Origin of the sequence: Streptomyces sp. NPDC059900, from assembly GCF_050270335.1 — a bacterium.
Taxonomy (GTDB): Bacteria; Actinomycetota; Actinomycetes; order Streptomycetales; family Streptomycetaceae; genus Streptomyces.
Genome location: NZ_JBNNJZ010000022.1, coordinates 24,739 through 40,170, shown reverse-complemented (window position 1 = coordinate 40,170; position 15,432 = coordinate 24,739). Strand labels below are relative to the sequence as shown.

Here is a 15,432-nt window from a genome sequence, read left to right as displayed (position 1 = left end):
GTAAAGTCGACGCTGCGTACAGAGCGGATTCGGGAAGACAATGGGGCCATGGCACGCGGCAAGCTTCGGATATACCTCGGCTCGGCACCGGGCGTCGGCAAGACGTACGCGATGCTGTCCGAGGCGCACCGCCGCATCGAGCGTGGCACCGACTGCGTGGTCGCCTTCGTGGAGCACCACGACAGGCCCCGCACCGAAGTGATGCTGCACGGCCTGGAGCAGGTGCCCCGCAAGGACCTCGACTACCGCGGCACCCTGTTCACCGAGATGGACGTGGACGCCGTCCTGGAGCGGGCGCCCGTCGTCGCCCTCGTGGACGAACTGGCGCACACCAATGTCCCCGGCTCCCGCAACGCCAAGCGCTGGCAGGACGTCGAGGAACTCCTCGCGGCGGGCGTCGACGTCGTATCGACCGTGAACATCCAGCACCTGGAGTCCCTCGGTGACGTCGTCGAGTCGATCACCGGCGTACGCCAGCGCGAAACCGTGCCGGACGAAGTGGTGCGGCGCGCGGACCAGATAGAGCTGGTCGACATGTCGCCCCAGGCGCTGCGCCGCCGCATGGCCCACGGCAACATCTACAAGCCCGACCGGGTCGACGCGGCCCTGTCCAACTACTTCCGGCCCGGCAACCTCACCGCCCTGCGCGAGCTCGCGCTGCTCTGGGTCGCCGACCGGGTCGACGAATACCTCCAGCAGTACCGCGGCGAGCACGGCATCCGCTCCACCTGGCAGGCCCGCGAACGCATCGCCGTCGGCCTCACCGGCGGCCCCGAGGGCCGCACGCTGATCCGCCGCGCGTCGCGGATGGCCGCCAAGGGCTCCGGCAGCGAGATCCTCGCCGTCTACATCGCCCGCAGCGACGGCCTGACCGCGGCCTCGCCCAAGGAGCTCGCCGTCCAGCGCACCCTCGTGGAGGACCTGGGCGGCTCCTTCCACCACGTCATCGGCGACGACATACCCGCCGCGCTGCTCGACTTCTCCCGCGGCGTCAACGCCACCCAGATCGTCCTCGGCTCCTCGCGCCGCAAGACCTGGCAGTACATCTTCGGACCCGGCGTGGGCGCCACGGTCGCCCGCGATTCCGGCCCCGATCTGGACGTCCACATCGTCACGCACGACGAGGTCGCCAAGGGGCGAGGCCTGCCCGAGGCGCGCGGGGCGCGGCTGGGGCGCTCCCGGAGCATCTGGGGCTGGCTGGTCGGCGTCGGCGGCCCGGCGCTCCTCACCCTGCTCCTGACCCATGTCGACGCGAACCTCGGCCTCGCCAACGACATGCTCCTGTTCCTGACGCTCACGGTCGCCGCCGCACTGCTCGGCGGCCTCCTGCCGGCGCTGGCGTCGGCCGCCGCGGGCTCGCTGCTCCTGAACTACTACTTCGCGCCGCCGCAGCACCTGTGGACGATCTCCGACTCCAAGAACATCGTCGCCATCGTCGTCTTCGTGGGCGTCGCGATCTCCGTCGCCTCCGTCGTGGACCTCGCGGCCCGCCGTACCCACCAGGCAGCCCGGCTGCGCGCCGAGTCGGAAATACTCTCGTTCCTGGCAGGCAGCGTGCTGCGCGGCGAGACCAGCCTGGACGCCCTGCTCGAACGCGTGCGCGAGACCTTCAGCATGGACTCCGTGGCCCTCCTGGAGCGCGCGAGCGACGTCGCCCCCTGGACCTGCGCGGGCCGGGTCGGCGAGGGCCGCACGCTGGAGCGGCCCGAGGACGCGGACGTGGACATGCCGGTCGGCGACCACATGGCCCTCGCCCTGTCCGGCCGGGTCCTGCCCGCCGAGGACCGCCGGGTGCTCGCCGCGTTCGCCGCGCAGGCCGTGGTGGTCCTGGACCGCCGGCGCCTCCAGGACGAGGCACAGCAGGCCCGCACCCTCGCCGAGGGCAACCGCATACGCACCGCGCTGCTCGCCGCGGTCAGCCATGACCTCCGTACGCCCCTCGCGGGCATCAAGGCCGCCGTCTCCTCGCTGCGCTCCGACGACGTGGCCTGGTCCGAGGAGGACCAGGCCGAGCTCCTCGAAGGCATCGAGGACGGCGCCGACCGCCTCGACCACCTGGTGGGCAACCTCCTGGACATGTCGCGGTTGCAGACCGGCACCGTCACCCCGCTGATCCGCGAGATCGACCTGGACGAGGTCGTCCCGATGGCGCTCGGCGGCGTCCCCGACGGCAGCGCCGACCTCGACATCCCCGAGACGCTGCCCATGGTCAGCGTCGACAAGGGACTCCTGGAGCGGGCGGTCGCCAACATCGTGGAGAACGCGGTCAAGTACAGCCTCGACGCCGAACCGGTCCTGGTCTCCGCGAGCGCGCTGGGCGACCGCGTCGAACTGCGCGTCGTGGACCGCGGCCCCGGCGTCCCCGACGCCGCCAAGGACCGCATCTTCGAGCCGTTCCAGCGCTACGGCGACGCTCCGCGCGGTGCGGGCGTGGGCCTCGGCCTCGCGGTCGCCCGCGGCTTCGTCGAGTCCATGGGCGGCACGCTGGAGGCGGAGGACACCCCCGGCGGCGGCCTCACCATGGTCCTCACCCTGCGGGCCGCCGCGGGCGGACCGCCGGTCCTGCCGGATCTCTCCGCACAGGCCACCTCATGACCGCCACCACCGGCAAGACCCCAAGGCCCGAAAGGCAGGCACCGATGCCGCACTCTCCCGGGGGAGACCCCAGGACCCCCACGAGGGTGCTCGTGGTCGACGACGAGCCGCAGATCGTGCGCGCCCTCGTGATCAACCTGAAGGCACGCAAGTACGACGTGGACGCCGCCCCCGACGGAGCCACCGCGCTCCAGCTCGCCGCCGCCCGCCACCCCGACGTGATCGTGCTCGACCTCGGCTTGCCGGACATGGACGGGGTCGACGTGATCAGGGGCCTGCGCGGCTGGACGCGCGTCCCGATCCTGGTGCTCTCCGCGCGGCACAGCTCGGACGAGAAGGTCGAGGCGCTCGACGCGGGCGCCGACGACTACGTCACCAAGCCCTTCGGCATGGACGAACTGCTCGCCCGGCTTCGTGCCTCCATCCGCAGGGCCGAGCCCGCCGGAGCGGGCGAGGGCGACGTGATGGTGGACACGGAGGACTTCACGGTCGACCTGGCCGCCAAGAAGGTCAACCGCGGCGGACGCGACGTACGCCTGACCCCCACCGAATGGCATCTGCTCGAAGTCCTCGTGCGCAACACCGGGCGCCTGGTCAGCCAGAAGCAGCTGCTCCAGGAGGTCTGGGGCCCTTCGTACGGTACGGAGACGAACTACCTGCGCGTCTACATGGCGCAGCTGCGGCGCAAGCTGGAGACGGACCCCGCGCATCCGCGGCACTTCATCACAGAGCCCGGCATGGGTTACAGGTTCGAGCGGTGAGTCAAGGGTCGGATCCGGGCTGAGCGGGCATAAGCACAGATGAGCTCACCCGTTGCGGCGCTGTCCGTGACCCCCGGTACGCTTCCTGTATGAGTGCTGTTCCTGGTTCAGAGAAGCCGGCAGGCCGATTCCGGCGCATGCTCGACCGGCTGTCCTCCTCGCAGGAGGACCTGGAGTCGGAGGAGCTGCGCGAGGACGCCGAAACGGCGGGATGCACACGCATCGGGGACTGCCACGACCGCCAGATAGTCACGGTTACTGGTACCTTGCGCACGGTCACCCTGCGGCCACGCGCCGGTGTCCCCGCCCTGGAGGCGGAGCTGTTCGACGGCTCTGCGGCACTGGACGTGGTGTGGCTCGGAAGGCGCTCCATCGTGGGGATCGAGCCGGGGCGCAGGCTGATCGCGTCCGGCAGGGTCTCGATGAGCCGGGGCCGCCGGGTGCTCTTCAACCCGAAATACGAACTCAGACCCCTCGGACGGGAGTAGCCGGTGACGTCCCTCGACAAGCCGACGGACCACGGAACCACGGACCAGGGATCCCCGGATCAGGAGACCGACTCCCGGGCCGTGACCGAAGCCGCGCTCTTCGAGGCCTTCGGCGGTGTGCGGGGCATGGTGGAGACCGTCGCCCCCGGCCTCCTCTTCGTGACCATCTTCACGATCAACAAGGACCTGCACATGTCGGCCATCGCGGCCCTCGCGGTGTCCCTGGTGCTCGTGGTGGTCCGCCTGGTCATGAAGGACACCGTCAAGCACGCCTTCAGCGGTGTCTTCGGCGTCGCCTTCGGCGTGGTCTTCGCGATGATGACCGGCAACGCCAAGGACTTCTATCTGCCGGGCATGCTCTACACCCTGGGCCTCGCCCTCGCCTACATCATCACGGCCCTCGCGGGTGTCCCGCTGATCGGCCTGATCCTCGGCCCGGTCTTCAAGGAGAACCTCTCCTGGCGGACCCGCAACCCCGGCCGCAAGTCGGCGTACACGAAGGCCAGCTGGGCCTGGGGCCTGATCCTGCTCGCCAAGTGCGCGATCCTCTTCCCGCTCTACTGGTGGGCGGACACGACCCAGTTCGGCTGGGTCCTGATCGCCCTGAAGATCCCGCCGTTCCTGCTCGCGGTCTGGCTGACCTGGGTCTTCCTGGCGAAGGCCCCGGCGCCGATCGACGTCTTCGCGGAGATGGAGGCCGCCGAGAAGGCGGAGAAGGAGCGCGAGGCGGAGCGCCGCCAGGCCTGAGGTCGCGCCGCACACGTACGAGATGGGGGCGCCCGGAATCTTCCGGGCGCCCCCATCTCACGTACTGCCGGGGCGGCTAGCCCGCCGCGCCCTCCCGGCGTACCGACAGCAGATCCTCCAGCTGCTCCTCGCGCGCCTGAGCCGCCACGAAGAGGAGTTCGTCGCCCGCTTCGAGCGAGTCGTCCGCGGTCGGCGCGAGAACGCGCGTGCCGCGGATGATCGTCACGAGCGAGGTGTCCTCGGGCCACTGGACGTCGCCCACCTGCGTGCCCGCGAGCGCGGACTCGGGCGGCAGGGTCAGCTCGACGAGGTTGGCGTCGCCGTGGCTGAAGCGCAGCAGACGCACGAGATCGCCGACGCTCACCGCCTCCTCGACAAGGGCGGACATCAGACGCGGGGTCGAGACGGCGACGTCGACGCCCCAGGACTCGTTGAAGAGCCATTCGTTCTTGGGGTTGTTCACGCGCGCGACGACCCGCGGGACGCCGTACTCGGTCTTCGCGAGGAGCGAGACGACGAGGTTGACCTTGTCGTCGCCGGTCGCGGCGATCACCACGTTGCAGCGCTGGAGCGCCGCCTCGTCGAGCGAGGTGATCTCGCAGGCGTCCGCGAGCAGCCACTCCGCCAGCGGGACGCGCTCGACCGAGATGGCGGTCGGCGCCTTGTCGATGAGCAGAATCTCGTGCCCGTTCTCCAGGAGCTCACCGGCGATGGAACGACCCACCGCGCCCGCTCCGGCAATGGCGACCCTCATCAGTGACCGCCTTCCTCGGGGCCTTCGGCGAACGCCGCTTCGACCTTCTCGACCTCGTCGGTGCGCATCATCACGTGCACCAGGTCGCCCTCCTGGAGCACCGTCTGCGAGGTCGGCAGGACCGCCTCGCCCAGCCGGGTGAGGAAGGCAACGCGTACGCCGGTCTCCTCCTGGAGCTCACTGATCTTGCGGCCGATCCAGGACTCGGAGGCGTGCACCTCGGCGAGCTGCACGCCGCCGGTGGGGTCGCGCCACAGTGGCTCAGCCCCGGAGGGCAGCAGCCTGCGCAGCATCTGGTCGGCGGTCCAGCGGACCGTGGCGACGGTGGGGATGCCCAGGCGCTGGTAGACCTCGGCGCGGCGGGGGTCGTAGATACGGGCCGCGACGTTCTCGATGCCGAACATCTCGCGGGCCACGCGGGCGGCGATGATGTTCGAGTTGTCGCCGCTGCTGACCGCGGCGAAGGCGCCCGCCTCCTCGATGCCGGACTCGCGCAGGGTGTCCTGGTCGAAGCCGATGCCGGTGACGCGGCGCCCGCCGAAGCCGGAGCCGAGCCGGCGGAAGGCGGTGGGGTCCTGGTCGATCACGGCGACCGTGTGCCCCTGTTGTTCCAGGGTCTGCGCGAGAGCGGATCCGACTCTCCCGCAGCCCATGATGACGATGTGCACGCCCGTCCTTCCGGCTGTGTCAATACGTTTTGCTCAGGTTGAACGGTCAAAGCGTCTCAGACCGACGCCCAAGCTACACACGCACGGTCCGCGGAGGGCACCCCCGTGCACCTGCCGGTCGTCGGTCCCCGCGGTTTGTTCAGTCCACGCTGCGCAGCAGGCCCTCGACGGTCTTGAGCCGGTGGCCGAGCTCGACGAGCTGAAGCCGCGTCGACTCCTGCTCGGACCTGGCACGCTCGACGACTTCGCGGTAGTGGTCCATCGCCTCGGCGTACTGGCGGTCGCGCTCGCGGTTGCGCTGCGACTGGAAGTAGGCGACCGAGACGACCGCGCCGGCGAGTATCAGGAAAAAGGCGACCGGAATGATCACGTCGTCCATCAAGACCCCTCAGGTGAGTGCTGTGCGCCCTCGTCGGAGGCGTCCTCCCGGACGGCCGCGAGGATCGTGTCCACGTTCAATCGCACGTCGAACGGCGCCAGCTCGAAGTACTTGAGCGCCTTGCCGTCGTCGGAGAGCTCCAGGCGGCCGACGACAAGACCGGCCTTCTCCAGACGTTCGAGGTGCATGTAGAGCAGGGGGCGGGAGACGCCGAGCCGCCGCGCCAGTTCGCTGACGTACAGCTGTCCCGGGGCGAGCTCGGTGATGATCCGGATCCGCTGGGCGTGGCCGACGGCGGAGAGGAAGGCGAGCAGCTCTTCGCTGTCCATGGCCCGCCTTTTCGCTGGTCTTCTCGCTGATCGCCGACTGGATCACGGACTGATCACCGGCTGATCCCCCGAAACCTGTCAGCCAAGACTTACACATGACGGGATCCACGGTCAATCTGCGCCGTCGCGGCCTTCTCGCAGTCTCGGATGACAGTTGACGGCTCGTTCCTTCACCTGTCAGTCTCCACTTACACATGAAGGACTGGACGGCGCCGGCGGACGGCGGAGGGGGATGGTCATGAGGAAGCGATCGGTCACGGTGCGCGCGGCACGATGGAGCGCGCTGCATCCGGGGCGGGCGATCATCGGGTGGCTGGTGTTCGTCGTGCTCTGCCTGGGGGGCGGCATCGCCGCGGGCATGAACAGCGCGACCACGGAGGACTTCCGGGTCGGCGAAGCGGGCCGCGCCGAGGCCCTGGCGAGCGAGGGCGGCGTCCAGCTGCGGCCCACGGAACAGATCCTGATCCGGGCCGAGTCGGGCCCGCTGGACGCCCGGGCGGCCGACGCGGCCGTCAAGGACATCACCGCCCGGATGAAGTCACTGCCCGAGGTCGCCTCGGTCGCGGCGCCGGTGCGGTCCGCCGACGGACGTGTCCTGCGGGTCCCGGTGGAGCTGAACGGCTCCGAACAGGAGGACCAGGAGTCGGTGCCGCCGCTCCGGGCCCAGACCGAGGAGGCCGCAGAGGCCCACCCCGGCCTGGTGATCGAGGAGACCGGCGACGCCTCCGTGAGCAAGGGCGTCGACGATCAGCGCAACAAGGACCTCCAGTTCTCCGAGGCGATCACGCTGCCCGTCACGCTGATCACGCTCGCCCTGGTCTTCGGCTCGGTCGTCATGGTCGGCGTACCGCTGCTGCTCGCGGTGACCTCGATCATGGCGACGATGGGCCTGGCGATGCTCGCCTCGCACCTGCTGCCCGACACCGGCGTCGGCATGAGCATGATCCTGCTGATCGGCATGGCCGTCGGCGTCGACTACACGCTCTTCTACCTCAAGCGCGAACGCGAGGAACGGGCCCGCGCGGGCGGCAGGCTCACCTCTGAGGCCCTGGTCGAAGCAGCCGCCGCGACGGCGGGCCGCGCCATCGTGGTCTCCGGACTCGCCGTGATCGTCTCCACCACCGCGCTCTTCCTGGCCCGTGACGTCATCTTCGACTCCCTGGCCACCGGCACGATCCTGGTCGTCGCCGTGGCCGTGGTCAGCTCGGTCACGGTGCTGCCCGCCCTCCTGGTCAAGCTCGGCCGCCGTGCCGAGCGGCGCGCCGCCAAGCGCCTGGCGCAGGGCAAGCAGGTCCGCAGGGCGTACGGCGACGGCGAGAAGAAGCCGGGCCGCGCCTGGAACGCCCTGCTCGCGCCCGCCCGCAAGCACCCCGCGCTCACCCTGTGCCTCTCGGTCCTCGTCATGCTGGGGCTCGCGCTGCCCGCCCTGGACATGAACCTCAAGAACCCGGCGCGGGACAGCTTCTCGCGCGACATCGAGGCGATGAAGGGGTACGACAGGTTGCTCGAAGCCTTCCCGGAGCAGCGCGTGCGGCACCTCGTCGTCGTACGCGCCGAGGCCTCACAGGCCGCCGACGTACGGGAAGCCCTGCGGGAACTCGACGACAGGGCGAAGGCCGACCCGCTCTTCTCGCACCCCTCGGCCGCCCCGATACTGCGCGCCTCGAAGGACCGCAGGACCACCACCCTGGAGCTCAACGCCCCGCACGCGACGTACTCCGAGAAGGCCGAGGACTCGCTCGACCACCTGCGCCACGACCACCTCCCCGCCACCGTCGGCAAGCTGCCAGGCGTCGAGACCGCCGTCACCGGCGAAGTGCCGCGCGGCACCGACTACGTGGAGCACCAGAACCAGAAGCTCCCGCTCGTCCTCGGCTTCCTGCTCCTGATGACCTTCGCCATGACGGTCTTCGCGTTCCGCTCCGTCGTCCTCGGACTGCTCGGCATCGTGCTCAACCTGCTCTCCGCCGCGTCCGCGCTCGGGCTGCTCGTCCTGGTCTTCCAGGGGAAGTGGGCCGAGGAACTGCTCTCGTTCATCTCGCTCGGCGGGATCTCCTCGCGGGTGCCGCTCTTCCTCTTCGTGATCCTCTTCGGGCTCTCGATGGACTACCAGGTGTTCGTGGTCAGCAGGATCCGGGAGGCCGCGCTGAACGGCGTACCCACCCGGCAGGCCGTCATCGAGGGCATCGGCTCGTCGGCCAAGGTCGTCACCAGTGCCGCGATCGTCATGGTGACCGTCTTCACGAGCTTCGTGATGCTGCACATCCTGGAGATGAAGCAGATGGGCTTCGTCCTCGCGGCGGCCGTCCTGCTCGACGCGTTCGTGATCCGCATCATGATTCTGCCGGCGGCGCTGCTGCTGCTCGGGCGCGCCAGCTGGTGGCCGTCCCGCGCGATCCGCCGGGCGGAGGAGCGGGCGGCCGAGCGCTACGGGGCCCATGAGGCCCACGGGACACGGGAGGTACCGGAAGCACCGGAAGCCGCCGACCCGCGTCCGCTTTCCGGGCATTGGGCGGAGCCGCGGACGGCGCGTCGTGGCTAACCGGAGCCGTTAGGGGGTGGTGGGTGGGCGGGCACCCATTCGAACGCTTACGATCCTCTGCGTGTCCAAACTGACCGACGTGCCCAAACGGATCCTCATCGGGCGCGCACTGCGCAGCGACCGGCTCGGAGAAACCCTCCTGCCGAAGCGCATCGCTCTACCCGTGTTCGCGTCCGACCCGCTCTCCTCCGTGGCCTATGCGCCGGGGGAAGTGCTCCTCGTCCTCTCGATCGCGGGTGTGTCGGCCTACCACTTCAGCCCCTGGATCGCCGTCGGCGTCGTGGTGCTGATGTTCACCGTCGTCGCTTCGTACCGGCAGAACGTGCACGCCTACCCGAGCGGCGGCGGTGACTACGAGGTCGCCAACACCAACCTCGGCCCCAAGGCCGGACTGACCGTCGCGAGCGCGCTGCTCGTCGACTACGTCCTGACCGTGGCGGTGTCGATCTCCTCGGGCATCGAGAACCTCGGCTCGGCGATCCCGTTCGTCGTCGAGCACAAGGTGCTCTGCGCCGTCGCCGTCATCGTGCTCCTGACGGTGATGAACCTGCGCGGGGTCAAGGAGTCGGGGAAGCTCTTCGCCATCCCGACGTACGTCTTCGTGGCCGGTGTCTTCATCATGATCGCCTGGGGTGCCTTCCGGGGCATCGTCCTGGACGAGACGATGAAGGCGCCCACCGCGGACTACGAGATCAAGCCCGAGCACCAGGGCCTCGCGGGCTTCGCCCTCGTCTTCCTGCTCCTGCGGGCCTTCTCCTCCGGCTGTGCCGCGCTCACCGGCGTCGAGGCGATCAGCAACGGCGTCCCGGCCTTCCGCAAGCCCAAGAGCAAGAACGCGGCGAGCACCCTGGCCCTGATGGGCGCCCTGGCCGTCACGATGTTCTGCGGCATCATCGCGCTCGCCATGACGACCAAGGTCCGCATGGCCGAGTATCCGGGCAAGGACCTCTTCCACAACGGCGTCCCGGTCGGCTCGGACTACGTGCAGAACCCGGTGATCTCGCAGGTCGCCGAGGCCGTCTTCGGCAACGGCAGCTTCCTGTTCATCGTCCTGGCCGCCGCCACCGCGCTCGTCCTCTTCCTCGCGGCCAACACGGCGTACAACGGCTTCCCGCTGCTCGGCTCGATCCTCGCGCAGGACCGCTACCTGCCGCGCCAGCTGCACACCCGCGGCGACCGGCTCGCGTTCTCCAACGGCATCGTGCTGCTCGCGGGCGCGGCGGCGCTCCTCGTCGTCATCTACGGCGCGGACTCGACCCGCCTGATCCAGCTGTACATCGTCGGCGTCTTCGTCTCCTTCACGCTCAGCCAGATCGGCATGGTCCGGCACTGGAACCGCCATCTGCGCAAGGAGCGGGACCAGGCCAAGCGGCGCCACATGCTCCGCTCGCGGGCGATCAACACCTTCGGCGCCTTCTTCACGGGCCTCGTCCTGATCGTCGTACTCGTCACGAAGTTCACGCACGGCGCGTGGGTCGCGCTGCTCGGCATGTGCATCTTCTACGCGACGATGACCGCGATCCGCCGCCACTACGACCGCGTGGCCGAGGAGATCGCCGCCCCGGACACCCCGTCCGAGGACAGCGTGCGCCCCTCGCGCGTGCACTCCATCGTGCTCGTCTCCAAGATCCACCGCCCGACGCTGCGCGCCCTGGCCTACGCCAAGCTGATGCGCTCGGACACGCTCGAAGCGCTGAGCATCAACGTCGACCCGGCGGAGACCAAGGCCCTGCGGGCCGAGTGGGACCGGCGCGGCATCCACGTCCCGCTGAAGATCCTCGACTCGCCCTACCGCGAGATCACCCGGCCGATCATCGAGTACGTCAAGGGCCTGCGCAAGGAGAGCCCGCGCGACGTGGTCAGCGTGATCATCCCGGAGTACGTGGTGGGCCACTGGTACGAGCACCTGCTGCACAACCAGAGCGCGCTCCGGCTCAAGGGCCGTCTGCTCTTCACCCCCGGCGTGATGGTCACCTCCGTCCCCTACCAGCTCGACTCCTCCGAGGCCGCGAAGAAGCGGGCCAGGAAGCGCTCGGAGTGGAACGCGCCGGGTGCGGTGCGACGGGGTCCGGTGGAGAAGCGCCACAAGGAGCCGAGCAACAAGTCCTGAGGCCTGGTGGTTGGTGAGCGGCCGGACAACACCCACGTAGACTGGTGGGCTGTTGTCCGGCCGTTTCCTTCGGCCGATGCCCCCTTACGTTGTGGAGTCACCCCGCCATGCAGGCAGAACCGAAGAAATCGCAGGCGGGGAACTCGGCGGAGGGCTCGCAGGCGGCCTCCCTCATCGGGCAGGAGTACGAGGTCGAGGTGGGCCCCGTCGCACACGGCGGCCACTGCGTCGCCCGCACGGCGGAGGGCCGCGTCCTCTTCGTCCGGCACGCGCTCCCCGGCGAGAAGGTCATCGCGCGCGTCACGGACGGCGACGAGGAGTCCCGCTTCCTGCGCGCGGACGCCGTGACGGTCCTCGACGCCTCCAAGGACCGCGTGGAGGCCCCCTGCCCGTACGCGGGCCCCGGCCGCTGCGGCGGCTGCGACTGGCAGCACGCGAAGCCGGGCGCCCAGCGCCGCCTCAAGGGCGAGGTCATCGCCGAGCAGCTTCAGCGCCTGGCGGGTCTGACCCCCGAGGAGGCGGGCTGGGACGGCACGGTCGTCCCGGCGGAGGGCGACAAGCTGCCCGCCGGTGAGGTCCCCGCCTGGCGCACGCGCGTCCAGTACGCCATCGACCCCGACGGCAACGCGGGCCTGCGCCGCCACCGCTCGCACGAGGTCGAGCCCATCGAGCACTGCATGATCGCGGCGCCCGGCGTCTCGGAGCTCGGCATCGAGAAGCACGACTGGTCCGGCATGGCGTCGGTCGAGGCGATCGCGGCCACCGGCTCCCGGGACCGCCAGGTCATCCTGGAACCGAAGCCGGGCGCGCGGCTTCCCCTCGTCGAACTGGACAAGCCGGTCTCGGTCCTGCGCATCGCGGAACAGGACGGCGGCGTCCACCGCGTCCACGGCCGCCCCTTCGTCCGCGAACGCGCCGACAACCGCACCTACCGCGTCGGCAACGGCGGCTTCTGGCAGGTCCACCCGAAGGCGGCCGAGACCCTGATGCTCGCGGTCATGCAGGGCCTGACGCCCCGCAAGGGCGACACCGCCCTCGACCTCTACTGCGGCGTGGGCCTGTTCGCGGGCGCGATCGCCGACCGGGTGGGCGACAAGGGCGCGGTCCTCGGCATCGAGTCCGGCAAGCGGGCGGTCGAGGACGCCCGCCACAACCTCGCCGCGTTCGACCGCGTCCGCATCGAGCAGGGCAAGGTCGAGGCGGCCCTGCCGCGCACCGGCATCACCGAGGTCGATCTGATCGTCCTCGACCCGCCCCGCGCGGGCGCCGGCAAGCAGACGGTCAAGCACCTGACCAAGCTGGGCGCCCGCCGCATCGCGTACGTGGCCTGCGACCCGGCGGCGCTGGCACGCGACCTGGGGTACTTCCGCGACGGCGGCTACCGGGTGCGCACGCTGCGGGCGTTCGACCTGTTCCCGATGACGCATCACGTGGAGTGCGTGGCGATTCTGGAGCCGGCGGACAAGAGCCGCTGAACCGCGGGCCGGGGCGTCGGCTCGGACCGGTGACTGCGGCCTGGAATCGACCTGGGCGAACCGGTGCTCCGGATTTACCTTGCGCCTATGAATGAGCTGCGCAAGCGCAAGTACGAGCGGTGGTTCCATGCCGCGGACGTCGATGACGACGGTGCGATCACGCGGCAGGACGTCGTCATCATGAGCGACCGCTACCTCCAGGCCAGGGGCATTGCCGCCGGCACCCCTCAGGCGCGGATGATGCACGACACCATGGACCAGTTCTGGGAGTCCGTGATCGCCCCCGCCGACGCCGACAAGGACGACAGGGTGACCCTGGCGGAGGCAACCCGGGCGTTCGACGTCACGTTCGCCGATCGTGCCCGGTACATGGAGGAGCTCGCGCCGGTCGCCGACCGCTTCTTCGACCTGGCCGACGCCGACGGTGACGGCTCGATCAGCCTCGCCGAGTTCACCGACATCTTCGGCAGCACGGGGCGGGCCCCCGACGCGGAGTGCGCCGAGGTCTTCAACGCCCTCGACCTCGACGACTCCGGCGCCCTCTCGCGGGCCGAGTACCACAAGGCGGCGTCCGAGTTCTTCTACGGAGACGACCCCGACTCGCCGGCCGTCCACCTCTTCGGGCGGCTCGCGTAAGAGAGAGGGGCCCGGTCGGGTCAGGGGCCCCAGTACGAGTGGTGACGTTCGGCCAGTTCCCCGGCCTCCCCGGTCGTCAGCAGGCGGGCGGGGCGGTCGCCGAGGGCGAGCAGGAGGGCGGACACCTCCTCTATCTCGACGGCCGCGTCGAGCGCCGCCCGCAGGGACGTGCCCGAGACGACGGGGCCGTGGTTCTGGAGCAGTGCGGCGCGCAGCGGGAACGGCAGCAGCTCCAACCGCTTGGCCTGGTCCGGGTCGCCGGGCGCCGCGTACGGCAGCAGGGGAGTCTGGCCGACCCGCATCACGAAGTACGGGGTGAGCGGCGGAATGGCGCTGTACTCGGACCACGGAGGCAGGCAGGAGACCGCCGCCGCGCTCCGGGAGTGCAGATGGACCACGGCCCGCGTGGTGGCGTCGCGCCGGTAGAGGGCCGTGTGCAGCGGGTGTTCCTTGGACGGCTTGGGGCCGTCCACGTGACTGCCGTCGAGGCCCAGGACGCTCAGTTCGTCCGGGGCCAGGCAGGCGAGGTCCGCCCCGGTGGGGGTGATGAACAACTGGTCGCCGGCCCGGACACTGAGGTTCCCGGACGATCCGGGGCTCAGGCCCAGTGCGGCGAGGCGTGCTCCGGCGGCCGTGAGTTCGGCTCGCACGTCGCTCATACGAGGGTGCTCCATGCTTCCGTGAAGATGTCGGTGTCGCCGAAGTTCCCCGACTTCAGGGCCAGGTCCACGCTGGGGCGCTCGCCGTCCGCGCGGGCCCAGGTGACGCCGGGGCAGATGGGGGCGCCGATGGCGAGGCCGCGCACGTCCAGTGCCGTGACGACCGCGCCGGAGGTCTCGCCCCCGGCGACCAGCAGGCGTCGCGCGCCGTGCTCCACCAGCTCGACGGCGAGGGCGGCCAGCGCCCGTTCGATCAGGTCGGAGGCGGGCGTCTCGCCCTCCGGGGTGCTCTGCTCCAGGTCCGCGAGGTCCTCCACGGCGTAGACCAGCGGCGGCAGGGCGGGGTCGCGCCGCCACTGCTCACGCGCGAACGCGGCCAGTTCGGCCACCGCGCCGTGCAGGTCGGCGCGCAGGGCCGCGATGTCCAGCTTGCGGTGCGGCAGCCGGGCCCGGCCGTGGGCGACCTGCGCTCTGGTGGCGGCCGACGCACTGCCGGAGAGGACGACCGCGGGATCGCCGGGCCGGGATGCGGGGGTGGCCCGGGCGGCGCCGGGGCGCGGCCCGGCCAGGCCGAGGGCGAGCCCGGCGGCGCCGGTGACCAGGGCGAGGTGTTCGGTGGCGGCGGATACGGTGCGCAAGTCCTCGTCGGTGACGGCGTCCACCACGACCAGTGCCCCGGCCGCGTCCGCGGAGTCCACGGCGGCCCGCAGCTCCGCGACGCCCGCCCGGACGGTGTCCAGGGCAACGTGCCGTACCGGATGGCCGGTCTGCGGGCGCAGCAGGCGCTCGACGGAGGCGTCCGTCATCGGGGTCAGCGGGTGGTGGCGCATCGGGCTCCGGTCGAGCGGTTCCCCGTGGACGTACAGGAGTCCGTCGCGCACGGTGCGGCCGGTGGCCGGGAAGGAGGGCGCCACGACGGTGCGGTCCGCGGGGACGGCGTCCAGGAGCGCGTCGATGACCGGGCCGATGTTGCCGCGGGGAGTGGAGTCGAAGGTCGAGCAGTACTTGAAGTAGTACCGGCAGCATCCGGCGGCCCTCAGCGCGCGCAGGGCGGCCAGCGAGTCTGCGACGGCCTCGCCCACCGGTGCGGTGCGGGACTTCAGGGCGACGACGACCGCGTCGGCGCCGTCGGCCGCTTCCGTCCCGACGGCGTCGGCGCCGATGGCGACCAGGGTCCGGAAGCCGCGCGACACCAGCATGGTCGCCAGGTCCGTCGCTCCGGTGAAGTCGTCCGCGATGGCCCCGAGGGTCGGCATGGAACCTCCATGTTGTCTTGGCGGTGCGATGTG

General features: G+C 70.7%; 14 protein-coding genes. 8 read left to right on the top strand and 6 right to left on the bottom strand.

The window, feature by feature from the left end:
- The first annotated feature begins 48 nt into the window (after positions 1 to 48).
- From ACQKIP_RS06190 to ACQKIP_RS06175, 4 genes are all read left to right on the top strand, one after another.
- Positions 49 to 2,595, top strand: coding sequence for a sensor histidine kinase KdpD (locus ACQKIP_RS06190; protein ID WP_365858336.1), 2,547 nt, complete (start codon positions 49 to 51; stop codon positions 2,593 to 2,595).
- Between the two features lie 44 nt (positions 2,596 to 2,639).
- On the top strand, positions 2,640 to 3,356 hold the full coding sequence (locus tag ACQKIP_RS06185) for a response regulator (RefSeq protein WP_365858727.1): 717 nt from the start codon (positions 2,640 to 2,642) through the stop codon (positions 3,354 to 3,356).
- Positions 3,357 to 3,445: 89 nt separating this feature from the next.
- A complete protein-coding gene (locus tag ACQKIP_RS06180; protein ID WP_249587256.1) occupies positions 3,446 to 3,844 on the top strand; it encodes an OB-fold nucleic acid binding domain-containing protein in 399 nt (132 codons plus the stop codon).
- 3 nt (positions 3,845 to 3,847) lie between these two features.
- Positions 3,848 to 4,591, top strand: a complete 744-nt coding sequence (locus ACQKIP_RS06175; RefSeq protein WP_365858338.1) for a DUF3159 domain-containing protein — start codon at positions 3,848 to 3,850, stop codon at positions 4,589 to 4,591.
- A gap of 76 nt (positions 4,592 to 4,667) precedes the next feature.
- On the opposite strand, the gene ACQKIP_RS06170 is transcribed toward ACQKIP_RS06175, so the two are convergent.
- From ACQKIP_RS06170 to ACQKIP_RS06155, 4 genes are all read right to left on the bottom strand, one after another.
- Positions 4,668 to 5,345 carry a potassium channel family protein gene (locus tag ACQKIP_RS06170; RefSeq protein WP_365858340.1) on the bottom strand — a complete coding sequence of 226 codons (678 nt, stop codon included), beginning with the start codon at positions 5,343 to 5,345 and terminating at the stop codon, positions 4,668 to 4,670.
- Positions 5,345 to 6,013, bottom strand: coding sequence for a potassium channel family protein (locus ACQKIP_RS06165; RefSeq protein WP_361195019.1), 669 nt, complete (start codon positions 6,011 to 6,013; stop codon positions 5,345 to 5,347). The genes ACQKIP_RS06170 and ACQKIP_RS06165 overlap by 1 nt, the downstream gene beginning before the upstream one ends.
- A 139-nt stretch (positions 6,014 to 6,152) precedes the next feature.
- Positions 6,153 to 6,392: a hypothetical protein gene (locus ACQKIP_RS06160; RefSeq protein WP_249587253.1), complete on the bottom strand. Its 240-nt coding sequence runs from the start codon at positions 6,390 to 6,392 to the stop codon at positions 6,153 to 6,155.
- The gene (locus ACQKIP_RS06155; RefSeq protein WP_365858344.1) at positions 6,392 to 6,721 is read right to left on the bottom strand and encodes an ArsR/SmtB family transcription factor; all 330 of its coding nucleotides are present in this window, start codon (positions 6,719 to 6,721) and stop codon (positions 6,392 to 6,394) included. Before ACQKIP_RS06155 ends, ACQKIP_RS06160 begins: the two co-directional genes overlap by 1 nt.
- 238 nt (positions 6,722 to 6,959) lie before the next feature.
- Here ACQKIP_RS06155 and ACQKIP_RS06150 point away from each other — a divergent pair, with 238 nt between their 5' ends.
- The 4 genes from ACQKIP_RS06150 to ACQKIP_RS06135 all read left to right on the top strand — a co-directional run bounded on the left by ACQKIP_RS06150 (position 6,960) and on the right by ACQKIP_RS06135 (position 13,484).
- A complete protein-coding gene (locus ACQKIP_RS06150; RefSeq protein WP_365858346.1) occupies positions 6,960 to 9,263 on the top strand; it encodes an MMPL family transporter in 2,304 nt (767 codons plus the stop codon).
- Between the two features lie 61 nt (positions 9,264 to 9,324).
- Complete coding sequence (locus ACQKIP_RS06145) at positions 9,325 to 11,373, top strand: APC family permease (RefSeq protein WP_365858348.1); 2,049 nt, start codon at positions 9,325 to 9,327, stop codon at positions 11,371 to 11,373.
- Positions 11,374 to 11,480: 107 nt separating this feature from the next.
- Entirely contained in the window at positions 11,481 to 12,848 is a 1,368-nt protein-coding gene (locus tag ACQKIP_RS06140; protein ID WP_365858350.1) for a class I SAM-dependent RNA methyltransferase, read from the top strand.
- A gap of 87 nt (positions 12,849 to 12,935) precedes the next feature.
- On the top strand, positions 12,936 to 13,484 hold the full coding sequence (locus ACQKIP_RS06135; protein WP_365858352.1) for an EF-hand domain-containing protein: 549 nt from the start codon (positions 12,936 to 12,938) through the stop codon (positions 13,482 to 13,484).
- 20 nt (positions 13,485 to 13,504) lie between these two features.
- Here the strand turns inward: ACQKIP_RS06135 and ACQKIP_RS06130 are convergent, their stop codons facing one another.
- The gene (locus ACQKIP_RS06130) at positions 13,505 to 14,143 is read right to left on the bottom strand and encodes a class II aldolase/adducin family protein (protein WP_365858354.1); all 639 of its coding nucleotides are present in this window, start codon (positions 14,141 to 14,143) and stop codon (positions 13,505 to 13,507) included.
- A complete protein-coding gene (gene otnK, locus ACQKIP_RS06125; protein WP_365858356.1) occupies positions 14,140 to 15,399 on the bottom strand; it encodes a 3-oxo-tetronate kinase in 1,260 nt (419 codons plus the stop codon). Before otnK ends, ACQKIP_RS06130 begins: the two co-directional genes overlap by 4 nt.
- Between the last annotated feature and the right edge of the window lie 33 nt (positions 15,400 to 15,432).